The sequence below is a fragment of the Streptomyces sp. NBC_00252 genome (assembly GCF_036187565.1).
Taxonomy (GTDB): domain Bacteria; phylum Actinomycetota; class Actinomycetes; order Streptomycetales; family Streptomycetaceae; genus Streptomyces.
On the sequence record NZ_CP108087.1, the window covers coordinates 1999837 to 2022008 of the forward strand.

Here is a 22172-nt window from a genome sequence, read left to right on the forward strand (position 1 = left end):
GTACGACCTCTACGACCCTGCTCCGCACCGGAGTTGACGCTTCCCGCTGCACTGCCGTCAGCCCCGGCCGCCGGCCGGAGTTGACGCATTTCGGTGCAGCCGAACCAAGTTGGTCTAGTCCTCTTGACGGAGGACTCCGCGAGTTGTTTGGTATGTACCAATAACTCGCGCGACGCACCCCCACGCCTCACCCACGCACGGCACCCCCGCACCGCCCCCTCTCACCCCTCCCTCATCACCCCGCCCCGATGGGCGCCCCCGAAAGGGGTACTGTCATGCACTTGGCAAGACTGGCGGCGTCCGTTTCCGCCCTCGCGCTCTCGGTCACCGGCGTCACCGTCGCCCTGGCCCCCGCAAGCAGCGCAGCAGGAAGCAGCGTCTACTCCGTCGCTCCCTACGTCGACATGTCGAACGGTCAGGAAGGCCTGCTCGACACCGCCATCACCGGCCATCACCTCAAGGCGTACACCGCGGCCTTCGTGCTCGGCGTGGGCTGCACGCAGATCTGGGGCGACACGCTCCCCATCGGCAACGACTCCTACACGGACCCCGAGATCGCCAGGGCCAAGTCCGAAGGCGCCTCCGTCATCGTGTCCTCCGGCGGGGCCAGCGGCGAACCGCTCGCCTGGACCTGCTCCACGCAGAGCAGCATCGACGCCGGCTACCAGGCCATCATCAACGACTACGGCGTCACCCAGCTCGACTTCGACATCGAGGGCGCCGCCATCGCGGACACCGCGGCCGCGGCCCGCCAGATGCAGGCGATGAAGGACCTGAAGGCGTCCAACCCGGGCCTGCAGTTCTCCATGACCCTGCCGGTGCTGACGAGCGGGCTGACGAACGACGGCGTCAACATCCTCAAGGCCGCGAAGAACGCGGGCGTCAAGATCGACGTGGTCAACGTGATGGCCATGGACTACTACGCCGGCACCGGCACGGAGATGGGCCAGGGCGCGATCTCGGCGGCGAAGGCGACGCTGGCGCAGATGCAGTCGGTCGATCCCAGTTATACCTACGCCAACCTCGGCATCACGCCGATGATCGGCAAGAACGACGACGGTTCCACCTTCACACTGGCCGACGCGCAGACGGTGGAGAGCTTCGCCGCGCAGAGCGGTGTCGGACGGCTGGCCTTCTGGGCGGTCACCCGGGACCAGGCGTGCGGCGGAAGCGCCAACTCCCTGCCCACATGCAGTGAGATCAGCCAGAACAGCCTCGCGTTCACCGACGCGTTCGTACCGTACGAGGGCACGGGCGGCGGCGGTGGCGGAGGCACCACCACGGACTTCTCCCTGTCCCTGTCGTCGGGCTCGGCGTCGGTCACGCAGGGTGGTTCGGCCACGGCGACCGTCTCCACCGCCGTCACCTCCGGCAGCGCCGAGTCCGTCGCCCTCACCGCCTCCGGCGCACCGTCCGGCGTCACGGTCGCCTTCAGTCCTACGTCCGTGACCTCGGGCGGAAGCTCGACGCTGACGGCGACGGTCGGCTCGTCCGTGGCGGCGGGCAGCTACCCGATCACCGTCAAGGGCAGCGCCGCGTCCGGCAGCCACAGCGCGACCTACACACTCACGGTCACGACGACCGGCGGCGGGGGCGGCGGGGGCGGTTCACTGACCAACGCCGGTTTCGAGACCGGGAGTCTCAGTCCCTGGACGTGCGCGGCGGGCGGCGCGGTGGTCTCCAGCCCGGTCCACAGCGGCAGCCACAGCCTCCAGGTCACGCCCACCGCCGGCAGCACCGGCGAGTGCGACCAGACGGTCACCCTGTCCCCCAACAAGAGCTATACCCTCACCGCCTGGGCACAGGGCCCGTACGCCTACCTCGGAGTATCGGGCGGCGCCACCGCGAGCACCTGGTCCAACAGCTCGACCTGGAACCAGCTCAAGGTCACCTTCACCACCGGCAGCTCCGGAGCCGTCACGGTCTACGTCCACGGCTGGTACGGCCAGTCGGCGGTCACGGCGGACGACTTCACTCTGGGCTGAGGACGTCGGCGCCCGCATTTCGTCGACCAGGCCGCCCGGCACCACCACGTTCACCGTCCTCCGCACAGGCGGACGCCGAAACGAGCGCCGGGCGGCCTGAAATGACGCAGCGTCACTAGCGCCCCGCAGCTGGCCAATTGCGCCCACGCCGCGGCCCTGCCCACAGCCGCGGCCAGCTCATCGATACGTCTTGGGCGGACTCGCCTTCCATGCCCGGTCGAGGGAATCGTCCCAGTTACCGTCACGGTCGAAACTCGCGGCACGGCAGCCACGGGACATAGGTGCCGCCGCGCTGTGGCGCCAAGTGCTGTTCCCGATCCGGGCTATGGCGTGGCCGCAGTATCGGCAGACCGCGTGCCCCATCAACTCACCGTCCAACCGGTCGAATTGCGCGGTGCGGTCCGCCACCTCCTCTTTGATACACCGCAATACCTCCTCGGCGCTGGACACCCCCGCCGAGCTGATGATGTCGCGGACAAGTGCCGCCGCCTCGATTGCGATGTCGGCCCGCCGTGCGGCATCGACCAGGCTCTGCGCGCCATTGTTGAGCGGTGACTTGCGTACCGTCCGTTCCGCCAGGTCGACCGCCGGGCGACTCGACACCGCCGACCGGTCGCTGTCGGCCTCGTCCTGCGCGGTTTCGTCCTTCAGACGTCTGCGGGCCACTTCGAAGGCCCATGCCTCGGTGGATGCCTTCTTGGAAACGTTGAAGTGAGTGCTGGTCGCCGAGTCCATCACCGTGTGGAACTCTTCCATCAGCGCTCCCCAATGGTGGCCGCCGGCGAATTCCTCCGGGGACCAGCCGTAGTGGCGCACGAGTTCGTCACGGACCCGGTCGAAATGGCGCACGCTCTTCCGCACCGGTCCGCGCGTGTCGATGTGGAGGCCGACGTGTTCCGCCTTCGCCAGCGTTTCCGGGTCCACGCCCTCCCATTTCATATGGCCGTCGCGTTCACAGGCGTAGTCGACCCAGGACCAGAATGCTTCCGCGTCCGCGACATCGGGTGCCTCACGGTGATGACGCGGGCAGAGGAGGGCGAAGTTGCGCACATCGTTGGAGCCGCCGAGTGACTCCGGCACCACATGAGCCCTCTCCACCGGCGCCTGCCAGCAGATCAGGCAGATCGGCTCATCGAGACCGAGGTAGTCGGCGATGGCCCGGACCGGAGGCCTGGACCGGCGCCCGTCAGGAATGGTGTCCCGGCTTCGGACGGGCAACTCGCGGTGGTCGTAAGAGTGTTCACGGTCGGGGTCCCGTACGTTGAGGATGTGAGGGATGTCCTCGCGTTGCGGCTCGGGGTTCCTCGCGTGGTAGAGCGGTGTACTGATCTCCGTGAAATACGGGCCGAGGAATCCCAGTAAGAACTCATGGATGATCTCCAAGGCATCGGCGTCATAGCCACCGGCGGCGTTGCGGTGCCCTTGGACGTCGAGGTACACGTACCGCGGGGCGCCAGGGCTTTTCTCTGCGGCCAATCTGAGGATCGAGAAGAGGCGGGTGGCGCACTTGGTGAAGTCCTCTTCGACCCGCATGTCGTGATACAGCGCGATGCCCTTCGGCTTCGCGTCGGGTCCCGGCTGCTCGGGAGGAGCCTCATTCTGCGTGGCCTCGGGGCGAGAAGGTTGAGCCGTCATCGGCTTCTGCTGGTCATCGTTCATGGGAGCGCACGCTAACCGCCGCCACTGACAGTCGGTGGAGCAGCGGAACTCAACAGCAGGCGTCGCGCTGAAGGAGTAAAAGAACCGACCGCCATGAAGCACCAGCCGTATCGGCCTGTCATGCCCGGTCTGACCTGGGGATCTGGGGTTTCGCTTGGATGTTGATCACACGGTCGGTCACGCTGCAGCCCGGGAAACAGAAAAACCCCAGCTCAACTGGGGTCTCTACTGGTGTCCGAGGGGGGACTTGAACCCCCACGCCCGATAAAGGGCACTAGCACCTCAAGCTAGCGCGTCTGCCATTCCGCCACCCGGACTAGGTGTCTGCCGCCTGGCCGGGGGTGTTCCCCGCGGCGACATGGACAACAATACCAAGCTTTCGGAGCGCCTTTCACCTGCATATCCGTCCCCGCGGGAGCCGCTCGCGGACACCCCGCGACCTGCGGGAAGCCGCCACCGCGGGTGAACGATCGACTACGGCCGGCGGCCGGTTTCCGCCGGTCACTCGCGCTCGGCGATCACCAGCGTCTGCAGTGCCCGGACGAGGGACTCGGCCGCCTCCTCGTCGAGCGGCGCGAGGAAGCGGCGCTCGGCCGCGCGCCGGGCCTGTTCGGCCAGACGCAGGCAGTCGCGGCCCTCCGGGGTCAGCTCGACGATGTTCTTCCGGCGGTCGTACGGACTGCGCCGGCGCTCGACCAGGCCGTGGTCCTCCAGGCCGTCGATCAACGACACCATCGTGGTGCGGTCCACCCCGAGCCGCCCGGCGGCCTCGACCTGCGACAAGGCCTCCCCCGCCGACAGCACCACCAGCACGCCCAGCTCATGCCCGTCCACCCCGTGCGGCACCAACGCCTCGGCCGACGCCCGCGCCAGCCGGGCCTGGGCCTGCTTGAGGAGGTACCCGAGCCGGGACTCCAGGGGCGCGGGGCGCTCGTCGTGGGCCATGCGCCGACTGTATTCCCGCCGGCTCCTCGACCTGATCGTCAGCGCCCCTGATCACCTGACAGGCTGACGGCCTACGACGGAAACGTTCCCGGACCCCGCACACCGCCGTACGCCGGCCCGGGCGGCACCCGTCGGACACGAGCACCGCCCGGCCTCGGATCACGGCATCAGCTGGTACTCCGGGAAGTTGCCGGGCAACCGCTCCCCCACCGGCCCGTAGGTCACCGCGCGGACCAGGAGTTCGCCGCCGACGAACGCTCCGCGCCAGGACGCGCCGAAGCCGCCGAACAGTTCGTCACGGTCGCCGCGTGAGCGGGGTGTGCCGTGGCCGACCTTGAACGCCCTTATCTGCGGGGCGAGTCGGTCGTACGTCGCCCGGTCGTCGGTGGACAGGGTGGCGACCAGCGCGCCGTTGGACGCGTTCATCGCGGCGAGCAGTTCCGCCTCCGTGTCGACCAGGACGATGGTGTCGACCGGTCCGAACGGCTCCGCGTGGTGCAGCGGAGACGAGGGCGGCGGGTTGAGGAGCGTGACGGGACGGACGTACGCCGAAGTGTCCTGCCCTGGAAGGAAGTCGGCGTCGGACAGCTTGCCGCGGTGCAGCGGTACGGCGCCGCGGTCGATCGCCTCGGCCACCTGGTCGTGGAGTTCCTTGGCCTTGGCCGCGTTGATCAACGGGCCGAAGTCCAGCGCCGGGTACGGGTCTTGGGCGTCCTGCACGGCCAGCGGGTGGCCGACGCGCAGGGTGCGGACGGCCGGGAGGTAGGCCGTGAGGAAGTCGTCGAACAGCTCGCGCTGGACGACGAAGCGCGGGTACGCGGTGCAGCGCTGCTTGCCGTAGTCGAAGAGCTTGGGGACGACGGCGGTGAGCGCGTCCCAGTCGGTGTGGTTCCAGATGCCCCAGGTGTTGAGTCCTTCCTGTTCGAGGATGTGCCGCTTGCCGAGGTCGGCCACGGCCGTCGCCACCGCGGCTCCGGTGTCGCGCCCGCCGACGAAGGAGACGCAGCCGATCTCGGGGGCGCGGACCAGCGCCTCCGACAACTCGCCCCCGCTGCCGCTCACGAGGGTGACGGGAATCCCCTCGCGGGCGGCCAGCGCGGCGGCCAGGGTGAGGCAGGCGACGCCCCCGTCGGTCGGGGTCTTGGCGATGACCGCGTTCCCGGCCAGCGCCTGCACGAGCATCGCGTGGACGAGCACGCTCATCGGGTAGTTCCAGCTCGCGATGTTGGACACCGGACCGTCCAGCGGGCTGCGGCCGGCGAGCATCGGCTCGATGCCGTCGACGTACCAGCGCACACCGTCGATGGACCGGTCCACGTCGGCCTGCGCGAGCCGCCAGGGCTTGCCGATCTCCCAGACCAGCAGCAGCGCGAGGAGCTCGCGGTGTTCGGTCAGCGCGTCCAGCGTGGCGGCGACGCGAGCGCGCCGTTCGTCGAGCGGGACATGGCGCCAGGCGCGGTGCTGGTCGAGGGAGGCGCGTACGGCCTGGTGGGCGGTGGCGCGGTCCAGCCGGGGCGGCCCGGCGATGGGGCTGCCGTCGACGGGGGTGGTGGCGGGCAGGGCCCGGCCGTCCCGCTGCCAGGCCGCGTTCCAGAGGTTGAGGACACGGTCGTCCTGGAACGCCTCGGGTGCGACGGCGAGACACCGCCGCCAGGCGTCGCTCCAGGACGTGCCCGCTTTGAGGGTCGGGGGACGGAGGGAGGCTGTGGGGGTGGGGGTGGTGCCGGGTGTGAGGGTTGATGCCATGCTTCTGCTCCGCTCTCGGTGCACAGTCGGGGCGGGGTGAAACAGGAACGGTCCGGCGGGCGAACCGCAGTACGGCTGAACCGCAGTACGGCTGAACCGCCGTACGAATGAAGCTAGTTGTGCTCGAAGGAGCGCAACAGTCACGTCACCTCACCTATGAGTGACGTCACTTGCCGCCTCCCGGGCGCCGAGCCGGTCCAGTACCAGCCGTGCCGTCTCCGTCGGCGTGCTTCCGACGGCGACTCCCACGGCCTCCAGCGCCGCCTTCTTCGCCGCCGCCGTGCCGGAGGAGCCGGACACGATCGCGCCGGCGTGGCCCATCGTCTTGCCCTCGGGGGCGGTGAAGCCGGCGATGTAGCCGACGACCGGCTTGGTGACGTGGTCGCGGATGTAGGCGGCGGCGCGTTCCTCTGCGTCGCCGCCGATCTCCCCGATGAGGACGACGAGTTCGGTGTCGGGGTCGTCCTGGAACGCGGCGAGGCAGTCGATGTGGCTGGTGCCGACGACGGGGTCTCCGCCGATGCCGACGCAGGTGGAGAAGCCGATGTCCCGCAGTTCGTACATGAGTTGGTAGGTGAGGGTGCCGGACTTGGAGACCAGTCCGATGCGGCCCGGCTTGGTGATGTCGGCGGGGATGATGCCCGCGTTGGCCTGGCCGGGGGTGATCAGGCCGGGGCAGTTGGGGCCGATGACCCGGGTGCCCTTCGACGCGGCGTACGCCGTGAAGGCGACCGAGTCGTGGACCGGGATGCCTTCGGTGATGACGACGGCGAGGCCGATGCCCGCGTCGGCGGCCTCGATCACGGCCGCCCTGGCGAAGGCGGGCGGCACGAACACAACGCTGACATCGGCTCCCGTCGACCGCATACCGTCGGCGACCGACCCGAAGACCGGCACGGCACGGTCGTCGAAGTCGACGGTGCGGCCGGCCTTGCGCGGGTTGACGCCGCCGACGATGTCCGTGCCGGCCGCGAGCATCCGGCGGGTGTGCTTCATGCCCTCGCCGCCGGTCATGCCCTGGACGAGGACCTTGCTCTCCTTGGTGAGGTAGATCGCCATGTCCCGGCTCCTTAGCGTGCGTTGGCGAGGTCGGCGGCGCGGCGGGCGGCGCCGTCCATGGTGGTGGCCTGCTCGACCAGCGGATGCGCGTGTCCGTCGAGGATGGCCCGGCCCCTGACCGCGTTGTTGCCGTCGAGCCGGACGACCAGCGGCTTGGTCAGCCGGACGGTTTCCAGGGCCCGTACGATGCCGTCGGCCACCGCGTCGCACGCGGTGATCCCGCCGAAGACGTTGACGAACACGGATTTCACGGCCGGGTCGGAGAGGATGACGGACAGTCCGTCGGCCATGATCTGGGCCGACGCCCCGCCGCCGATGTCGAGGAAGTCGGCGGGGCGGGCGCCGCAGCCGGCGACCACGTCGAGCGTCGACATGACCAGGCCCGCGCCGTTGCCGATGATGCCGACCTCGCCGTCGAGTTTGACGTAGTTGAGCCCCTTCGCGGCGGCGACGGCCTCCAGCGGATCGTCGTGCGCCGACCCCTCTCCTCCCCAACGCGCCTGCCGGAAGCGGGCGTTGTCGTCGAGTGTCACCTTGCCGTCGAGGGCGAGGATCTGCCCCTGCCGGGTCCGTACGAGCGGGTTGACCTCGACGAGGACAGCGTCCTCGCGGACCAGCACCTCCCACAGCCGTACGAGGACGTCGACGGTCTGCGGCGGCAGGCCGGCCGCCTCGGCGATCTCGGATGCCTTCGCCGAGGTGACGCCCTCGGCGGGGTCGATGTGGATACGGGCCACCGCCTCCGGTCGACGGGCGGCGACCTCCTCGATCTCCATGCCGCCCTCCGCCGACGCGATGGCGAGGAAACGCCCCGCCGCGCGGTCGAGGACGTAGGAGACGTAGAACTCGGCCTCGATGTCCACGGGTTGGGCCAGCATGACCGTGCCGACCGTGTGCCCCTTGATGTCCATGCCGAGGATCTGGCGCGCCGTCAGCTCGGCGGCGGCCGGGTCGGCGGCGAATTTGACCCCGCCCGCCTTGCCTCGCCCACCGGTCTTGACCTGCGCCTTCACCACGACGCGTCCGCCCAGCCTGCGGGCGATCTCCCGTGCCTCCTTGGACGAGGCGGTGACCTCGGCCCGGGGCACCAGGATGCCGTGGTCCTCGAAGAGTTGCCTTGCCTGATGCTCGTACAGATCCATTCGGGCTCCTCGCCTAAAAGTGCCGCACGCCCCCTGGACACCACCCACCGGATGCGGGATAACAAGTTTCATACAGTATTCGTCGACTGTATGCAATGTACCGCGAGAGCGTTCCAACCCCCTACGAAGGGACAGGACTTCGCCATGCCCGACGACACCCAGGACGTGATTTCCGGTGGTCATCTCGTCGCCAAAGCCCTGAAGGCCGAGGGGGTCGACCGCATCTACACCCTGTGCGGCGGCCACATCATCGACATCTACGACGGCTGCGTCGACGAGGGCATAGAAGTCGTCGACGTACGCCACGAGCAGGTGGCGGCCCACGCGGCGGACGGTTACGCGCGGATCACCGGCAGGCCCGGCTGCGCCGTGGTCACCGCGGGTCCCGGTACGACCGACGCCGTCACCGGTGTCGCCAACGCCTTCCGCGCCGAGTCGCCGATGCTGCTGATCGGCGGCCAAGGGGCCCTCACCCAGCACAAGATGGGGTCCCTCCAGGACCTGCCGCACGTCGACATGATGACTCCGATCACCAAGTTCGCGGCGACCGTCCCGGACACTGCGCGCGCCGCCGACATGGTGTCGATGGCGTTCCGCGAGTGCTACCACGGCGCGCCGGGCCCCGCCTTCCTGGAGATCCCCCGCGACGTCCTCGACGCGAAGGTGCCGGTGGACAAGGCCCGCGTGCCCAGGCCCGGCGCCTACCGCGCCTCGACCCGCTCGGCCGGCGACCCCGAGGCGATCGAGAAGCTCGCCGACCTACTGGTCCACGCCGAGAAGCCGGCGATCCTGCTGGGCAGCCAGGTGTGGACGACGCGCGGCACCGAGTCGGCCATCGACCTCGCCCGCACCCTCAACATCCCCGCGTACATGAACGGCGCGGGCCGCGGCACCCTCCCGCCCGGCGACGCGCACCACTTCCAGCTCTCCCGGCGCTACGCCTTCTCCCACGCCGACGTCATCGTCATCGTCGGCACGCCCTTCGACTTCCGCATGGGCTACGGCAAGCGCCTCTCCCCCGACGCGACCGTCGTGCAGATCGACCTCGACTACCGCACCGTCGGCAAGAACCGCGACATCGACCTCGGCATCGTCGGCGACGCGGGACTCGTCCTGAAGTCGGTCGGCGAGGCCGCCTCGGGACGTCTCAACGGCGGTGCGTCCCGGCGCAAGGAGTGGCTCGACGAGCTGCGGGCCGTCGAACAGGCCGCGATCGAGAAGCGGTTGCCGAGCCTCAGGTCGGACGCGTCGCCGATCCACCCGTACCGGCTCGTCAGCGAGATCAACGACTTCCTCACCGAGGACTCCATCTACATCGGCGACGGCGGCGACATCGTCACCTTCTCCGGGCAGGTCGTGCAGCCCAAGTCGCCCGGCCACTGGATGGATCCGGGCCCGCTCGGCACCCTCGGCGTCGGCGTCCCGTTCGTCCTCGCGGCGAAGCAGGCCCGCCCCGACAAGGAGGTCGTCGCGCTCTTCGGCGACGGCGCGTTCTCCCTGACCGGCTGGGACTTCGAGACCCTCGTCCGCTACGACCTCCCGTTCGTCGGCATCGTCGGCAACAACTCCTCGATGAACCAGATCCGTTACGGCCAGGCCGCCAAGTACGGCCTGGAGCGCGAGCGGGTCGGCAACACCCTCGGCGACGTCCACTACGACAAGTTCGCCCAGATGCTGGGCGGTTACGGCGAGGAGGTCCGCGACCCCGCCGACATCGGCCCCGCGCTGCAACGGGCCCGGGAGTCGGGCAAGCCGTCGCTGATCAACGTCTGGGTCGACCCGGACGCGTACGCCCCCGGAACCATGAACCAGACGATGTACAAGTGAGGTGAACGCCCATGACCGCCAGGGCACTTGAGGGCATCCGCGTCCTCGACATGACGCACGTCCAGTCCGGCCCCTCCGCGACCCAACTCCTCGCCTGGCTCGGCGCCGACGTCGTCAAGCTGGAGGCGCCGACCGGTGACATCACGCGCAAGCAGCTGCGCGACCTCCCGGACGTCGACTCGCTCTACTTCACGATGCTCAACTGCAACAAGCGGAGCATCACCCTCAACACCAAGTCCGAGCGCGGCAAGGAGATCCTCACCGAGCTGATCCGGCGCTCCGACGTCATGGTCGAGAACTTCGGGCCGGGCGCGGTCGACCGTATGGGGTTCACCTGGGATCGCATACAAGAGATCAATCCCCGCATCGTGTATGCGTCCATCAAGGGCTTCGGGGACGGCCCGTACACCAACTTCAAGGCGTACGAGGTCGTCGCGCAGGCGATGGGCGGGTCGATGGCGACCACGGGCTTCGAGGACGGGCCGCCGCTGGCCACGGGCGCTCAGATCGGTGACTCAGGCACCGGAGTGCATACAGTAGCCGGGATACTGGCGGCACTCTTCCAGCGTGAGCACACCGGCCGGGGCCAGCGCGTCAACGTGGCCATGCAGCATGCCGTGCTCAACCTGTGCCGGGTGAAGCTCCGCGACCAGCAGCGCCTGGCGCACGGGCCGCTCGCCGAGTACCCGAACGACGACTTCGGCGACGAGGTGCCCCGCTCGGGCAACGCGTCCGGCGGCGGGCAGCCCGGCTGGGCGGTCAAGTGCGCGCCGGGCGGCCCGAACGACTACGTGTACGTGATCGTGCAGCCCGTCGGCTGGAAGCCGCTGACCGAGCTGATCGGCCGGCCCGAGCTGGCCGACGATCCCGAGTGGGCCACGCCCGAGGCCCGGTTGCCGCAGCTCTCCAAGATGTTCCAGCTGATCGAGGAGTGGTCGTCCACGCTGCCCAAGTGGGAGGTGCTGGAGCGGCTCAACGCCCACAACATCCCGTGCGGGCCGATCCTGTCGACCAAGGAGATCATCGAGGACGAGTCGCTGGTCGCCAACGAGATGGTGGTGACGGTGCCGCACCCCGAGCGCGGCGAGTTCGTCACCGTCGGCAGCCCGCTGAAGCTCTCCGACTCCCCTGTGGACGTGACCAGTTCACCGCTGCTCGGCGAGCACAACGAAGAGGTCTACATCGGCGAACTCGGTCTCGGCGACGAAGAGTTGCGCCTCCTCAAGTCGAACGGGGTGATCTGACGTGATGGCAGAGGACCGGACCCTGAGGGTACGCGCGCTCCTCGACTCCGTGCGGGCCGAAGGACGGTTCGCGCTCACCGCGCCCGAGGGCAAGGTGATCGCCGACGCGTACGGGATCGCCGTACCGGGCGAGGAGTTGGCGACGGACGTCGACGAGGCGGTGGCGTACGCGGCGCGGTTCGGCGGCCCCGTCGTGATGAAGATCGTCTCGCCCGACATCCTGCACAAGACCGACGCCGGCGGAGTGATCGTCGGGGTCGAGGGCGCGGCGGACGTACGGACCGCGTTCCACACGATCGTCGACAACGCTCGGGCCTACGACGCGCGGGCCCGCATCGAGGGCGTCCAGGTGCAGGAGTTGCTGCCGCAGGGGCAGGAGGTGATCGTCGGCGCGGTGACCGACCCGACGTTCGGGAAGGTCGTCGCGTTCGGGCTCGGCGGGGTGCTGGTCGAAGTCCTCAAGGACGTGACGTTCCGGCTCGCACCCGTGACCCCGGACGAGGCGCTGTCGATGCTGGACTCGATCCGGGCGGCGGAGATCCTGCGGGGGGTGCGCGGACAGGCGGCGGTCGACCGCTGGGCCATCGCCGAGCAGATCCGCCGGGTGTCCCAACTGGTCGCGGACTTCCCGGAGATCGCCGAGGTGGACCTCAATCCGGTGATCGCGACTCCGGAGGGCGCGGTCGCGGCGGACATCCGGGTGATCCTCGCGGAATCGCAGCCGGTGGCCCGTCGACGGTATACACGCGACGAGATCCTGACGTCGATGCGCCGTCTCATGGAGCCGGCCTCGGTCGCCGTGATCGGTGCCTCGAACGAGCAGGGCAAGATCGGCAACTCGGTGATGCGCAATCTCGTCGACGGCGGCTTCGCCGGGGAGATCCATCCGGTGAACCCCAAGGCCGATGACATTCTGGGCCGCAAGGCGTACAAGAGTGTCACGGACGTTCCCGGTGAGGTGGATGTGGCCGTCTTCGCCATTCCCGCCAAGTTCGTGGCAGCGGCACTGGAGGAGGTGGGACGCAAGAACATCCCCAACGCCGTCCTCATCCCCTCCGGGTTCGCGGAGACCGGTGAAGTCGCCCTCCAGGAAGAGATCGTGGCGATCGCCGAGCGCTACGGCGTCCGTCTCCTCGGCCCGAACATCTACGGCTACTACTCGACGTGGCAGGACCTGTGCGCCACGTTCTGCACGCCGTACGACGTGAAGGGCGGGGTGGCGCTGACCTCGCAGTCCGGTGGCATCGGGATGGCGATCCTCGGCTTCGCGCGGACCACGAAGACGGGGGTGTCGGCGATCGTCGGGCTCGGCAACAAGTCGGACCTGGACGAGGACGACCTGCTGACCTGGTTCGGCGAGGACCCGCACACCGAGTGCATCGCGATGCACCTGGAGGACCTCAAGGACGGCCGCGCGTTCGTCGAGGCGGCCCGGAAGACCGTGCCCCGCAAGCCGGTTGTGGTGCTCAAGGCGGGTCGTACGGCGGCGGGTGCGAAGGCCGCCGGTTCGCACACGGGCGCGCTGGCCGGTGACGACGCGGTGTACAGCGACATCCTCAGGCAGGCCGGTGTCATCCGGGCCCCCGGGCTCAACGACATGCTGGAGTACGCGCGCGGGCTGCCGGTGCTCCCCACTCCCCGGGGGGACAACGTCGTCATCATCACCGGCGCCGGCGGCAGCGGGGTGCTGCTCTCGGACGCGGTGACCGACAACGGCCTTTCCCTGATGGAGATTCCGGCCGATCTGGACGCGTCGTTCCGGAAGTTCATCCCGCCCTTCGGGGCCGCGGGCAACCCGGTCGACATCACCGGGGGCGAGCCGCCGTCGACGTACGAGGCGACGATCCGGCTCGGTCTGGAGGACCCGCGCATCCACGCGCTGGTCCTGGGCTACTGGCACACCATCGTCACTCCCCCGATGGTCTTCGCGGAGCTGACCGCGCGGGTGGTCGCGGAGTTCAGGGAACGCGGGATCGAGAAGCCGGTGGTGGCGTCGCTCGCGGGTGACGTGGAGGTCGAGGAGGCGTGCCAGTACCTGTACGAGCGCGGGGTGGTGGCGTACCCGTACACGACGGAGAAGCCGGTGGCGGTGCTCGGCGCGAAGTATCAATGGGCGCGCGCGGCAGGGCTGTTGGGCGGTGGTTCATGACGTGAGCCGACGCGGGGCCGGCCGACAGTGCGGTCGGCCGGCCCCGGGGACCCGTGCGCACGCGAAAGGCGATGGACAGGGGGCGCTGGCCAGAACTTTCGACGCGAGGGGCACTGAGCAATGGCAACAACGGACTGCGAGACGTCCGTCCCCTACAGGGAAGTGACGGACCGTCACGGCCGCGTGTACCGCATCGGGGAGTCCGATGCCGACATCATGGGCCGGGCGCGCAAGTGGATGGTCGTCCTGCCCTGGGTGGGCATGATGGGCATCAGTTCCGCCGAGTACGCGTTCACGTCGGCGGAGGACACGCTCCACGACGCGCATCTGTGGAGCAGTGGGCACATCTTCTGGCTGATGGGCGTCTGGGTGTTCTTCCAGGCGGCCGTGGCCTTCCCGGCCGGGCGGCTTCGTGAGAGTGGTCGACTCCCGGCGCGTACCGCCATGTTGCTCGGCGCGCTCGGCACGCTGCTGGGCTATCTGGCGCTGGCGTTCGCGCCGAACGTGCTCGTCGCCTACTTCGGCTTCGGCATGTGCAGCGGGATCGGCGCCGGGCTGGTGTACGCGACCTGCGTGAACATGGTCGGCAAGTGGTATCCGGAGCGCAAGGGCGGCAAGACCGGCTTCGTCAACGGCGGATTCGCCTACGGCTCCGTGCCGTTCGTGTTCCTCTTCACCTCCGTGCTCGACCTCGGCAACTACAAGGTGCTGCTGAGCCTGGTCGGCGTAGGACTCTGTCTGGTGGTGGCGTCGGCCGGCTGGTTCTTCCGCGATCCGCCGAAGAACTGGTGGCCCGCGCACGTCGATCCGCTGAAGGCGGCCCAAGACCCCAGGATCCGGCGGGCGTTGGAGAAGAACCCGCCGGCGGTCAAGCAGTACACACCCAAGGAGGCCGCCCGTACCCCCGTGCTCTGGATGATGTGGTTCTGTCTGCTGTGCACGGCCGGTATCAACATCTTCGGCATCGCCTTCCAGGTGCCGTTCGGCAAGGACATGGGCTTCGCGGGCGGGATCGTGGCCACGGCGATGTCCCTCAAGGCGATCGTGAACGGCACCGGGCGCGGGGTCATCGGCTGGATCTCCGACCGCTACGGCCGCCGCCACACGCTGATCATCGTGTGTCTCGTGCTCGGGACGGCCCAGTTCGGTGTGCTGGTCTCGGGCCAGATGGGCAGCATGCCGTTCTTCCTGTTCTGTTCCATGGTCTCGGGTTTCGGCGGCGGGGCGATCTTCCCGCTGTTCGCCGCCATGACGGCCGACTACTTCGGTGAGAACAACAACGCCAGCAACTACGGGATGGTCTACAGCTCGAAGCTGATCTCGGGGCTCGTCGGCTCCGGTCTGGGCGCGGTCGTCGTGGGTGAGTGGGACTACCACGGCGCGTTCGTCCTGGCCGGTTCGGTGGGCCTGGCCTCCGCTGTGCTGGCGCTCTTCCTCAAGGCTCCGGGCAGGCCAGACGCCCGGCGCATCGTGCCCAATCCGCACCCGCTCGGCGAGGAGATGGCGTGACATGACCGTAGATCCCATCACCACGAACGATTCCGGCGCCGCGAACCGTCCCTATCGTGAAGTGACCGACGCCCACGGCCGTGTCTACCGCGTCGGCGAGACCGACCGGGACATCCTCGGTCACTCGCGCAAGATCATGATCTATCTGCCGTGGATCGCCATGATGGCGATCAGTGTCTTCGAGTACGCGTACGGCTCCGCGGAGGACACCCTGTCCAGCGCGCACGGCTGGACGCAGAGCAACACCTTCTGGATCCTGAGCATTTGGGTCTTCTTCCAGGCCGGTATCGCCTTCCCGGCGGGCTGGATGCGCGAGAAGGGCATCCTGACGGCGCGCCGGGCGATGTTCATCGGCTCGGTGCTGTGCGTCATCGGCTTCCTGGCCCTGTCGCACCTGAGCAATGTGTGGCTGGCGATCGTCGGCTTCGGCGTGATCGGCGGTGTCGGTGCCGGGCTCGTCTACGCGACCTGCATCAACATGGTCGGCAAGTGGTTCCCCGAACGGCGGGGCGCCCGCACGGGGTTCGTCAACGGCGGCTTCGCGTACGGCTCGCTGCCGTTCATCTTCATCTTCAACTACGCCTTCGACACCGGGAATTACCACCGGGTCCTGGATCTGATCGGGTGCTACATCCTGATCGTGGTGTTCGGCTGCGCGTTCTTCTTCAAGGACCCGCCGCAGAACTGGTGGCCCGCCGACATCGACCCGCTGACCTACGGCGGCAACGACAAGAGCGCGATGACCCTGGCCAAGAACCCGCCCGCCGTGAAGCAGTTCACCCCGAAGGAGGCCATCCGGACCGGCATGCTGCCCCTGATGTGGCTGTCGATCGTACTGACCGCCGGGGTGTCGATCTTCGGGATCTCCTTCCAGGTCGACTTCGCCAAGGACGTCGGTTTCGGCCCGCTGGTGGCGGCGTCGTCGATGGGCATCATGGCCGTCATCAACGGCATCGGCCGCGCCGTCGTCGGCTGGCTGTCCGACCTGTGGGGGCGCAAACTCACCCTGGTCTTCGTCATTCTGGTGCTGGGCCTCGCCCAGTTCGGCGTGATCTGGGCCGGCCATCTGCGCAGTGAGTGGCTGTTCCTGTTCTTCGCCTTCCTCTCCGGCTTCGGCGGCGGCGCGTTCTACCCGATGTTCGCCGCCCTGACCCCGGACTACTTCGGCGAGAACTTCAACGCCACCAACTACGGTCTGGTGTACAGCGGAAAGCTCGTCAGCGGTCTGTTCGGCGGCGGCCTCGGCTCGATGGTCGTGGCAGCCTGGGGCTACAACGGCGCGTACGCACTGGCGGGAGGCATCTCGATGGTGGCGGCGGCCATCGCCCTGCTGCTACGCCAACCAGGGCGCGGAGACAGGGAGTTGACAAAGGCTCCCCAACCACAGCCCGCGGCCTGACAGTTCGTACGTCACGGTCGTCGGACCAGCTGGTGGCCCTCCCCGGTCGGGAGGGCCATCGCGCCGCGTCGGCACCGACACAGCGGGCCGCCCCCGCGCCGACACCCGTCCCGGGGTCAGGACTTGGGGCGCTCGTGGTACGACCGGCGGGTGTGCTCGGTGTGTTCACGCATCAGAAGGCCGGCGCGCAGCTCGTCGCGGGCCGCGATCGCGTCGATCAGGCGGCGGTGCTCGATCCAGGACGTCAGGCCGCGCTGGCGGGCCACCGGTGTGTAGTACCAGCGGACCCGGCGGTCGACCTGCGCGGCGAGTTCGCCGAGGACGGCGTTCCCGGCCAGCTCCATGATCTTCGCGTGGAAGCGGGCGTTCATGGCGACGGCGGCGTCCACGTCGTCGGCGTCGACCGCGCGCTCGCCCTCCGCGCACAGCTCCTCCAGGACGGCGATGCCCGCCTTGCCCGCGTTGACGGCGGCGAGCCGGGCGGCCTCGGCCTCCAACAGCGTGCGTACGGTGAGGAGTTGGTCGGCCTCCTCCTCCGTGGGCTCGTGCACGAACGCGCCCTGGGCGGGCCGCAGATCGACCCAGCCCTCGGTGTTGAGCCGCTGGAGCGCCTCCCGCACGGGCTGCCGGGACACCCCGAGGTGCCCGGCGAGTTCGCTCTCGACGAGGTGCTGGCCGGGCTGCAGGGCGCGGGTGGTGATGAGTTCGAGCAGCGCTTCGTAGACGCGGTCGCGCAGCGGGCCCGGACGTTCGAGCTTGGGCACCGCCCCCTGCGGCAGTCCTTGCGACAACATCGCGGTCCCCCTCCTGGGCAGCATCGGCATGGTGCAGACAGTAGACAGCGGACGGCGGACAGTGGACGGACGGCCGGAGCCGTACCACCCAGTATCGATTGTCTATCGTCTACAGTCTACGGCGCGCACTGGCCAGAGAACACGGGAGTCGGCCTCGTCACATCCGGTGCCGCGTCGCTCGGAGGCGCAGGTCACGGGCAGCGGACGACCTGGCCGGCGTAGGACAGATTTCCGCCGAAACCGAACAGCAGGACCGGGTCGCCGGTCCGGATAGCACCCTGTTCGACGAGTTTCGAGAACGCGAGCGGGATGCTGGCGGCCGAGGTGTTGCCCGATTGGACGACGTCGCGGGCGACGACCGCGTTGACGGCGCCGATCTTCTCCGCGAGGGGCTCGATGATGCGCAGGTTCGCCTGGTGCAGGACGACTCCGGCGAGGTCCGCGGGCGTCAGGCCGGCCTTCTCGCAGGCCTTGCGGGCGATGGGCGGGAGCTGGGTGGTGGCCCAGCGGTAGACGCTCTGGCCCTCCTGCGCGAACCGCGGGGGCGTGCCCTCGATCCGTACCGCGTTGCCCATCTCGGGCACGGAGCCCCACAGCACCGGGCCGATGCCGGGTTCGTCCGCGGCCTCGACGACGGCGGCGCCCGCTCCGTCACCGACGAGGACACACGTCGTACGGTCGCTCCAGTCGGTGACCTCGGACATCTTGTCGGCGCCGATGACCAGGGCGCGGGTGGCCGCTCCCGCGCGGACGGCGTGGTCGGCGGTGGCCAGGGCGTGGGTGAACCCGGCGCACACGACGTTGATGTCCATGGCGGCAGGCGACGGGATGCCCAGGCGGTTGGCGACGCGGGCGGCCATGTTCGGGGAGCGGTCGATGGCCGTGGAGGTGGCGACGAGGACCAGGTCGATGTCGCCGGGCGTCAGGCCCGCGGCGGCGAGGGCCTTGGCGGCGGCGTGCGCGGCCAGCTCGTCGACGGGCTCGTCGGGCCCGGCGATGTGACGGGTCCGGATGCCGACCCGGGAGGTGATCCACTCGTCACTGGTGTCGACCAGGCCCGCCAGGTCCTTGTTGGTGAGCACCTTGGCGGGCTGGTAGTGGCCGACGGCGGCGATCCGCGTGCCGTTCATGGGTGGTTCCCCTCGTTGCCTTGGGTAGCGGGATCCACCAGTCTTGCCAGTGACTCGCGGGTACGGCGGCAGGTGATGCCACAGGAAACTGCCGTCCGGGTTGTCGGCTTCTGTCATCCATCCTGTGATGGACGGTGTCGCCCGAACATTCAGCCGGTGAACAGCTGCTTCGCCTTGAGGACGAGTTCGTACACGCCGTACACGAGCGGGGCGCCCACCCAGAGCCAGGCGAAGGCGATGAGCGGCCTCCGGTCAGGCGGACTCTGACTGCTGTCGTTCGACATCGGCGGCCTCCCTCGGGGCGGGGATGTGGTGGCGGGCGTTGACGGGCCGGACGAGCTCGTTGGCGACGAACCCGACGACGAGCAGCCCGATCATGATGATGAAGGACGTGTCGTAGAGGGACGCGCCGTGTTTGCCGGCGTCCTTCTGGTGGTCGGCGATCCAGTTGACGATCAGCGGTCCGAGGACACCGGCCAGGGACCAGGCGGTGAGCAGCCGGCCGTGGATCGCGCCGACCTGGTAGGTCCCGAAGAGGTCCTTGAGGTACGCGGGTACGGTCGCGAAGCCGCCGCCGTAGAAGGAGAGGATCACCAGCGCGCACAGGATGAACAGCGGCTTCGAGGAGTCGCCGAACAGGGCGATGAGCGCGTACATGACCGCGCCGACGCCGAGGTAGACGCGGTAGATGTTCTTGCGGCCGATGAGGTCGGAGGTGGACGACCAGCCGATACGGCCCGCCATGTTGGCCGCGGAGAGCAGCGCGACGAAGCCGGCGGCGGCCGACGCGGAGACGGGGGTGGAGGTGTCCGCGAAGAAGTCCGTGATCATCGGGGCGGCCTTCTCCAGGATGCCGATGCCCGCGGTCACGTTCATGCACAGGACGACCCACAGGCACCAGAACTGCGGTGTGCGGACGGCCGTGTTGGCCGAGACCTGGACGCCCGAGAGGACGCTGGGCGCGTCGGCGACGGGCTTCTCGGTGCGCGGCACCCGCACGAGCAGGACGCCGAGCGTCATGAAGACCGCATACGAAAGACCGAGGACGAGAAACGACTGCGCGATGCCGGTGTTGTCGGCGCCGAACGACTTCAGCATCTGGGCCGACCACGGGGACGCGATGAGCGCGCCGCCGCCGAAGCCCATGATGGCGATGCCGGTGGCCATGCCGGGCCGGTCGGGGAACCACTTGATCAGGGTCGAGACCGGCGAGATGTAGCCGATGCCGAGGCCGATCCCGCCGACGAAGCCGTAGCCGAGGACGATCAGCCAGAACTGCTTCGTCTCCGCACCGAGCGCGGAGATCAGGAAGCCGGAGGAGAAGCAGATCAGGGCGACGGTCATCGCCCAGCGCGGCCCGTTGCGCTCGACGAGGGTGCCGCCGAACGCGGCCGACAGACCGAGCATGACGATGGCGAGCTGGAAGGGCAGCGCGCTCTGGGTGCCGCTGAGGTTGAGCGAGGATTCGAGCGGCGGCTTGAACACGCTCCAGGCGTAGGCCTGGCCGATGGAGAGGTGTACCGAGAGGGCGGCGGGGGGAACCAGCCAGCGGCTCCACGCCGGGGGTGCGACGGGGGGACTCATGATCCCGGACGGTAGGGAGCGGCAAGGGAGTTGAGAAGGCGGCGGGTCGACCGTATGCGATGAACGGTATGCAGACTGCGCCGAACGGTCGCCGCCGCGTTCCCACGGCCGCTCTCGCACCGGTCCGCGGACCTGAACTCGCCCGCCCGCAAAGCCTGTTCCCGCTCTTGTTCCCGCACTTGTTCCCGCGCCGCTTCTCGTGCACCGGCCGCGCCTCAGCCCCGCACGGACTCCGCGATCCGCCGGGCGGCCTCGGCGGGGGTGAGGTGGGTGGTGTCGACGACCTCGGCCTCGCGATGCAGCCAGGTGCGGGCCGCTTCGGCGTAAGGCTCAAGGTACCGGAGGCGGAACGGGGAGTCGGGGCCGAGGACGGTGTCACTCGCGATGCGGGCGCGGAGGGTGTCCTGGTCGGCATGGAGGACGAAGTGCCGTACCGGGATGGCGTGTTGGGCGAGACCCGCGCTGATCTCGCGCCAGTACCGCTCGACCAGGACCGTCATGGGGACCACCAGCGTGCCGCCGGTGTAGTCGAGGACGTGGCGGGCGGTCTCGACGACGAGTGGGCGCCAGGGCGGCCAGTGCTGGAAGTTGTCCGTCGCGGGCAGTCCGGGTGTGATGTCCATGAGCGTCTCGCCGACCTTCTCGGCGTCGAACACCCTTGATTCCGGGAGCAGTTGCTGCACGAGGGAGCTGGTCGTCGTCTTGCCCGCGCCGTGGGTGCCGTTGAGCCATACGATCATGGATCCGACGCTAGCGCGGCGCGGGGTCGCTCCTCCCGCCCTTCCCCTGGTTCCAGTCCCTGCCGGAACCCTTGCCGCCCCATCCTCCATACTGTAGACAATATTTCGTCGACAGTGTTCGCCTCCGGCTCCGCCGGGTGCCGGGCACGGCGGCAGCCACCTCCGCGGTACTCCCTCGACCGAACGGAGAGTCTCCGGTGAAAGTCGCAGTCCTCGGCGCCGGTGCGATCGGCGCCTATGTCGGTGCCGCGCTCCATCGTGCGGGCGCCGATGTGCATCTCGTCGCCCGTGGACCGCATCTCGCGGCCATGAGGCAGCACGGTGTCCAGGTGCTCAGCCCGCGCGGTGACTTCACGGCCCGCGCCCACGCCACCGACGACCCGGCCGAGATCGGCCCGGTCGACTTCGTCCTCCTCGGCCTGAAGGCCAACTCGTACGCGGCGTGCGGGCCGCTGATCGAGCCCCTGCTGCACGAGAACACGGCGGTCGTCGCCGCCCAGAACGGCATCCCCTGGTGGTACTTCCACGCGCACGGCGGCCCCTACGACGGCCAGCGCATCCAGAGCGTGGACCCGGACGGCGCGGTCAGTGCGGTGCTCGCGCCCGAACGGGCCGTCGGCTGTGTCGTCTACGCGGCGACGGAGCTGGCGGGACCGGGAGTTGTCCGGCATCTCGAAGGCACCCGGTTCTCGATCGGCGAACCCGACCGGAGCGTCTCGGCGCGCTGTCTGGCGCTGAGCGAGGCGATGCGGGCCGGCGGGCTCAAGTGCCCGGTCGAACCGGACCTGCGCAACGACATCTGGCTCAAGCTGCTCGGCAACATCTCCTTCAACCCGATCAGCGCGCTGTCCCGCGCCACCATGCGGCAGATGTGTCTGCACGGCGGCACCCGCAAGGTCATCGAGACGATGATGGCCGAGACGCTGTCCGTCGCCGAGGCCCTGGGCTGCGAGGTCGGCGTCTCCATCGAACGGCGGCTCGCGGGCGCGGAGCGCGTCGGCGACCACCGCACCTCGACGCTCCAGGACCTGGAGCGCGGCAAGCCGCTGGAACTCGACGTACTCCTCGCGGCCGTGGTCGAACTGGCGGAGATCACCGGCGTGGAGGTCCCCACCCTGCGCACCGTGCACGCCATCTCGGACCTCCTCGCGCTGCGGAGCGCCGCGTGAGGAGCCGCCCGCGTCTGCGGGACGGCACGTGCAGGACAATGGGACGGCGAAGGTCGCCTCCGCGCACGACCGCCCGGTGACCCGCGGCGAC

General features: G+C 69.2%; 17 protein-coding genes and 1 tRNA gene. 7 read left to right on the top strand and 11 right to left on the bottom strand.

The features are described from left to right. Positions 1–275: 275 nt before the first annotated feature. Positions 276–1985, top strand: a complete 1710-nt coding sequence (locus OHT77_RS08685; protein ID WP_328827503.1) for a carbohydrate binding domain-containing protein — start codon at positions 276–278, stop codon at positions 1983–1985. 177 nt (positions 1986–2162) lie between these two features. On the opposite strand, the gene OHT77_RS08690 is transcribed toward OHT77_RS08685, so the two are convergent. The 6 genes from OHT77_RS08690 to sucC form a co-directional block, all read right to left on the bottom strand. Beyond that, entirely contained in the window at positions 2163–3644 is a 1482-nt protein-coding gene (locus OHT77_RS08690) for an HNH endonuclease (protein WP_328827505.1), read from the bottom strand. A 229-nt stretch (positions 3645–3873) separates the two neighbouring features. Beyond that, a tRNA-Leu gene (locus OHT77_RS08695) sits at positions 3874–3961 on the bottom strand. A gap of 184 nt (positions 3962–4145) precedes the next feature. Continuing rightward, entirely contained in the window at positions 4146–4589 is a 444-nt protein-coding gene (locus OHT77_RS08700; protein WP_328827506.1) for a MarR family winged helix-turn-helix transcriptional regulator, read from the bottom strand. A gap of 159 nt (positions 4590–4748) precedes the next feature. Continuing rightward, positions 4749–6335, bottom strand: a complete 1587-nt coding sequence (locus OHT77_RS08705) for an aldehyde dehydrogenase family protein (protein ID WP_328827508.1) — start codon at positions 6333–6335, stop codon at positions 4749–4751. 150 nt (positions 6336–6485) lie between these two features. Then, the gene (gene sucD, locus OHT77_RS08710; RefSeq protein WP_328827509.1) at positions 6486–7394 is read right to left on the bottom strand and encodes a succinate--CoA ligase subunit alpha; all 909 of its coding nucleotides are present in this window, start codon (positions 7392–7394) and stop codon (positions 6486–6488) included. Between the two features lie 11 nt (positions 7395–7405). After that, a complete protein-coding gene (gene sucC / locus OHT77_RS08715; protein ID WP_328827510.1) occupies positions 7406–8536 on the bottom strand; it encodes an ADP-forming succinate--CoA ligase subunit beta in 1131 nt (376 codons plus the stop codon). A 144-nt stretch (positions 8537–8680) separates the two neighbouring features. Between sucC and OHT77_RS08720 the strand changes: the two genes are divergently transcribed. From OHT77_RS08720 to OHT77_RS08740, 5 genes are all read left to right on the top strand, one after another. After that, positions 8681–10363 (top strand): thiamine pyrophosphate-binding protein, encoded by a 1683-nt coding sequence (locus OHT77_RS08720; RefSeq protein WP_328827512.1) that lies wholly within the window; start codon positions 8681–8683, stop codon positions 10361–10363. An 11-nt stretch (positions 10364–10374) separates the two neighbouring features. Then, positions 10375–11607 (top strand): formyl-CoA transferase, encoded by a 1233-nt coding sequence (gene frc / locus OHT77_RS08725; protein ID WP_328827513.1) that lies wholly within the window; start codon positions 10375–10377, stop codon positions 11605–11607. A 4-nt stretch (positions 11608–11611) separates the two neighbouring features. Further along, positions 11612–13756, top strand: a complete 2145-nt coding sequence (locus OHT77_RS08730) for an acetate--CoA ligase family protein (RefSeq protein WP_328827515.1) — start codon at positions 11612–11614, stop codon at positions 13754–13756. Between the two features lie 120 nt (positions 13757–13876). Continuing rightward, positions 13877–15265 carry an OFA family MFS transporter gene (locus OHT77_RS08735; RefSeq protein ID WP_328827516.1) on the top strand — a complete coding sequence of 463 codons (1389 nt, stop codon included), beginning with the start codon at positions 13877–13879 and terminating at the stop codon, positions 15263–15265. A 1-nt stretch (position 15266) separates the two neighbouring features. Next, positions 15267–16664, top strand: coding sequence for an OFA family MFS transporter (locus OHT77_RS08740; RefSeq protein ID WP_328827518.1), 1398 nt, complete (start codon positions 15267–15269; stop codon positions 16662–16664). 116 nt (positions 16665–16780) lie between these two features. Here OHT77_RS08740 and OHT77_RS08745 read toward each other — a convergent pair whose 3' ends face one another. From OHT77_RS08745 to OHT77_RS08765, 5 genes are all read right to left on the bottom strand, one after another. Continuing rightward, positions 16781–17458, bottom strand: coding sequence for a GntR family transcriptional regulator (locus OHT77_RS08745; RefSeq protein WP_328827520.1), 678 nt, complete (start codon positions 17456–17458; stop codon positions 16781–16783). Between the two features lie 191 nt (positions 17459–17649). Beyond that, positions 17650–18588, bottom strand: a complete 939-nt coding sequence (locus OHT77_RS08750; protein WP_266774136.1) for a beta-ketoacyl-ACP synthase III — start codon at positions 18586–18588, stop codon at positions 17650–17652. Positions 18589–18737: 149 nt separating this feature from the next. Then, on the bottom strand, positions 18738–18872 hold the full coding sequence (locus OHT77_RS08755) for an MFS transporter small subunit (protein ID WP_266774135.1): 135 nt from the start codon (positions 18870–18872) through the stop codon (positions 18738–18740). Beyond that, complete coding sequence (locus OHT77_RS08760; RefSeq protein ID WP_328827522.1) at positions 18841–20172, bottom strand: OFA family MFS transporter; 1332 nt, start codon at positions 20170–20172, stop codon at positions 18841–18843. The genes OHT77_RS08755 and OHT77_RS08760 overlap by 32 nt, the downstream gene beginning before the upstream one ends. Before the next feature lie 215 nt (positions 20173–20387). Beyond that, positions 20388–20912: an AAA family ATPase gene (locus OHT77_RS08765; protein ID WP_328827523.1), complete on the bottom strand. Its 525-nt coding sequence runs from the start codon at positions 20910–20912 to the stop codon at positions 20388–20390. Between the two features lie 197 nt (positions 20913–21109). Here OHT77_RS08765 and OHT77_RS08770 point away from each other — a divergent pair, with 197 nt between their 5' ends. Beyond that, the gene (locus tag OHT77_RS08770) at positions 21110–22081 is read left to right on the top strand and encodes a 2-dehydropantoate 2-reductase (RefSeq protein WP_328827524.1); all 972 of its coding nucleotides are present in this window, start codon (positions 21110–21112) and stop codon (positions 22079–22081) included. The last annotated feature ends 91 nt before the right edge of the window (positions 22082–22172 follow it).

Bases quoted from the DNA above. Each gene is read 5' to 3' on its own strand.
- OHT77_RS08755 (WP_266774135.1), bottom strand. From the start codon at position 18,872: ATGTCGAACGACAGCAGTCAGAGTCCGCCTGACCGGAGGCCGCTCATC.
- OHT77_RS08760 (WP_328827522.1), bottom strand. From the start codon at position 20,172: ATGAGTCCCCCCGTCGCACCCCCGGCGTGGAGCCGCTGGCTGGTTCCC.
- OHT77_RS08765 (WP_328827523.1), bottom strand. From the start codon at position 20,912: ATGATCGTATGGCTCAACGGCACCCACGGCGCGGGCAAGACGACGACC.
- OHT77_RS08690 (WP_328827505.1), bottom strand. From the start codon at position 3,644: ATGAACGATGACCAGCAGAAGCCGATGACGGCTCAACCTTCTCGCCCC.
- OHT77_RS08700 (WP_328827506.1), bottom strand. From the start codon at position 4,589: ATGGCCCACGACGAGCGCCCCGCGCCCCTGGAGTCCCGGCTCGGGTAC.
- OHT77_RS08720 (WP_328827512.1), top strand. From the start codon at position 8,681: ATGCCCGACGACACCCAGGACGTGATTTCCGGTGGTCATCTCGTCGCC.
- OHT77_RS08705 (WP_328827508.1), bottom strand. From the start codon at position 6,335: ATGGCATCAACCCTCACACCCGGCACCACCCCCACCCCCACAGCCTCC.
- sucC (WP_328827510.1), bottom strand. From the start codon at position 8,536: ATGGATCTGTACGAGCATCAGGCAAGGCAACTCTTCGAGGACCACGGC.
- frc (WP_328827513.1), top strand. From the start codon at position 10,375: ATGACCGCCAGGGCACTTGAGGGCATCCGCGTCCTCGACATGACGCAC.
- OHT77_RS08735 (WP_328827516.1), top strand. From the start codon at position 13,877: ATGGCAACAACGGACTGCGAGACGTCCGTCCCCTACAGGGAAGTGACG.
- sucD (WP_328827509.1), bottom strand. From the start codon at position 7,394: ATGGCGATCTACCTCACCAAGGAGAGCAAGGTCCTCGTCCAGGGCATG.
- OHT77_RS08685 (WP_328827503.1), top strand. From the start codon at position 276: ATGCACTTGGCAAGACTGGCGGCGTCCGTTTCCGCCCTCGCGCTCTCG.
- OHT77_RS08740 (WP_328827518.1), top strand. From the start codon at position 15,267: ATGACCGTAGATCCCATCACCACGAACGATTCCGGCGCCGCGAACCGT.
- OHT77_RS08750 (WP_266774136.1), bottom strand. From the start codon at position 18,588: ATGAACGGCACGCGGATCGCCGCCGTCGGCCACTACCAGCCCGCCAAG.
- OHT77_RS08730 (WP_328827515.1), top strand. From the start codon at position 11,612: ATGGCAGAGGACCGGACCCTGAGGGTACGCGCGCTCCTCGACTCCGTG.
- OHT77_RS08745 (WP_328827520.1), bottom strand. From the start codon at position 17,458: ATGTTGTCGCAAGGACTGCCGCAGGGGGCGGTGCCCAAGCTCGAACGT.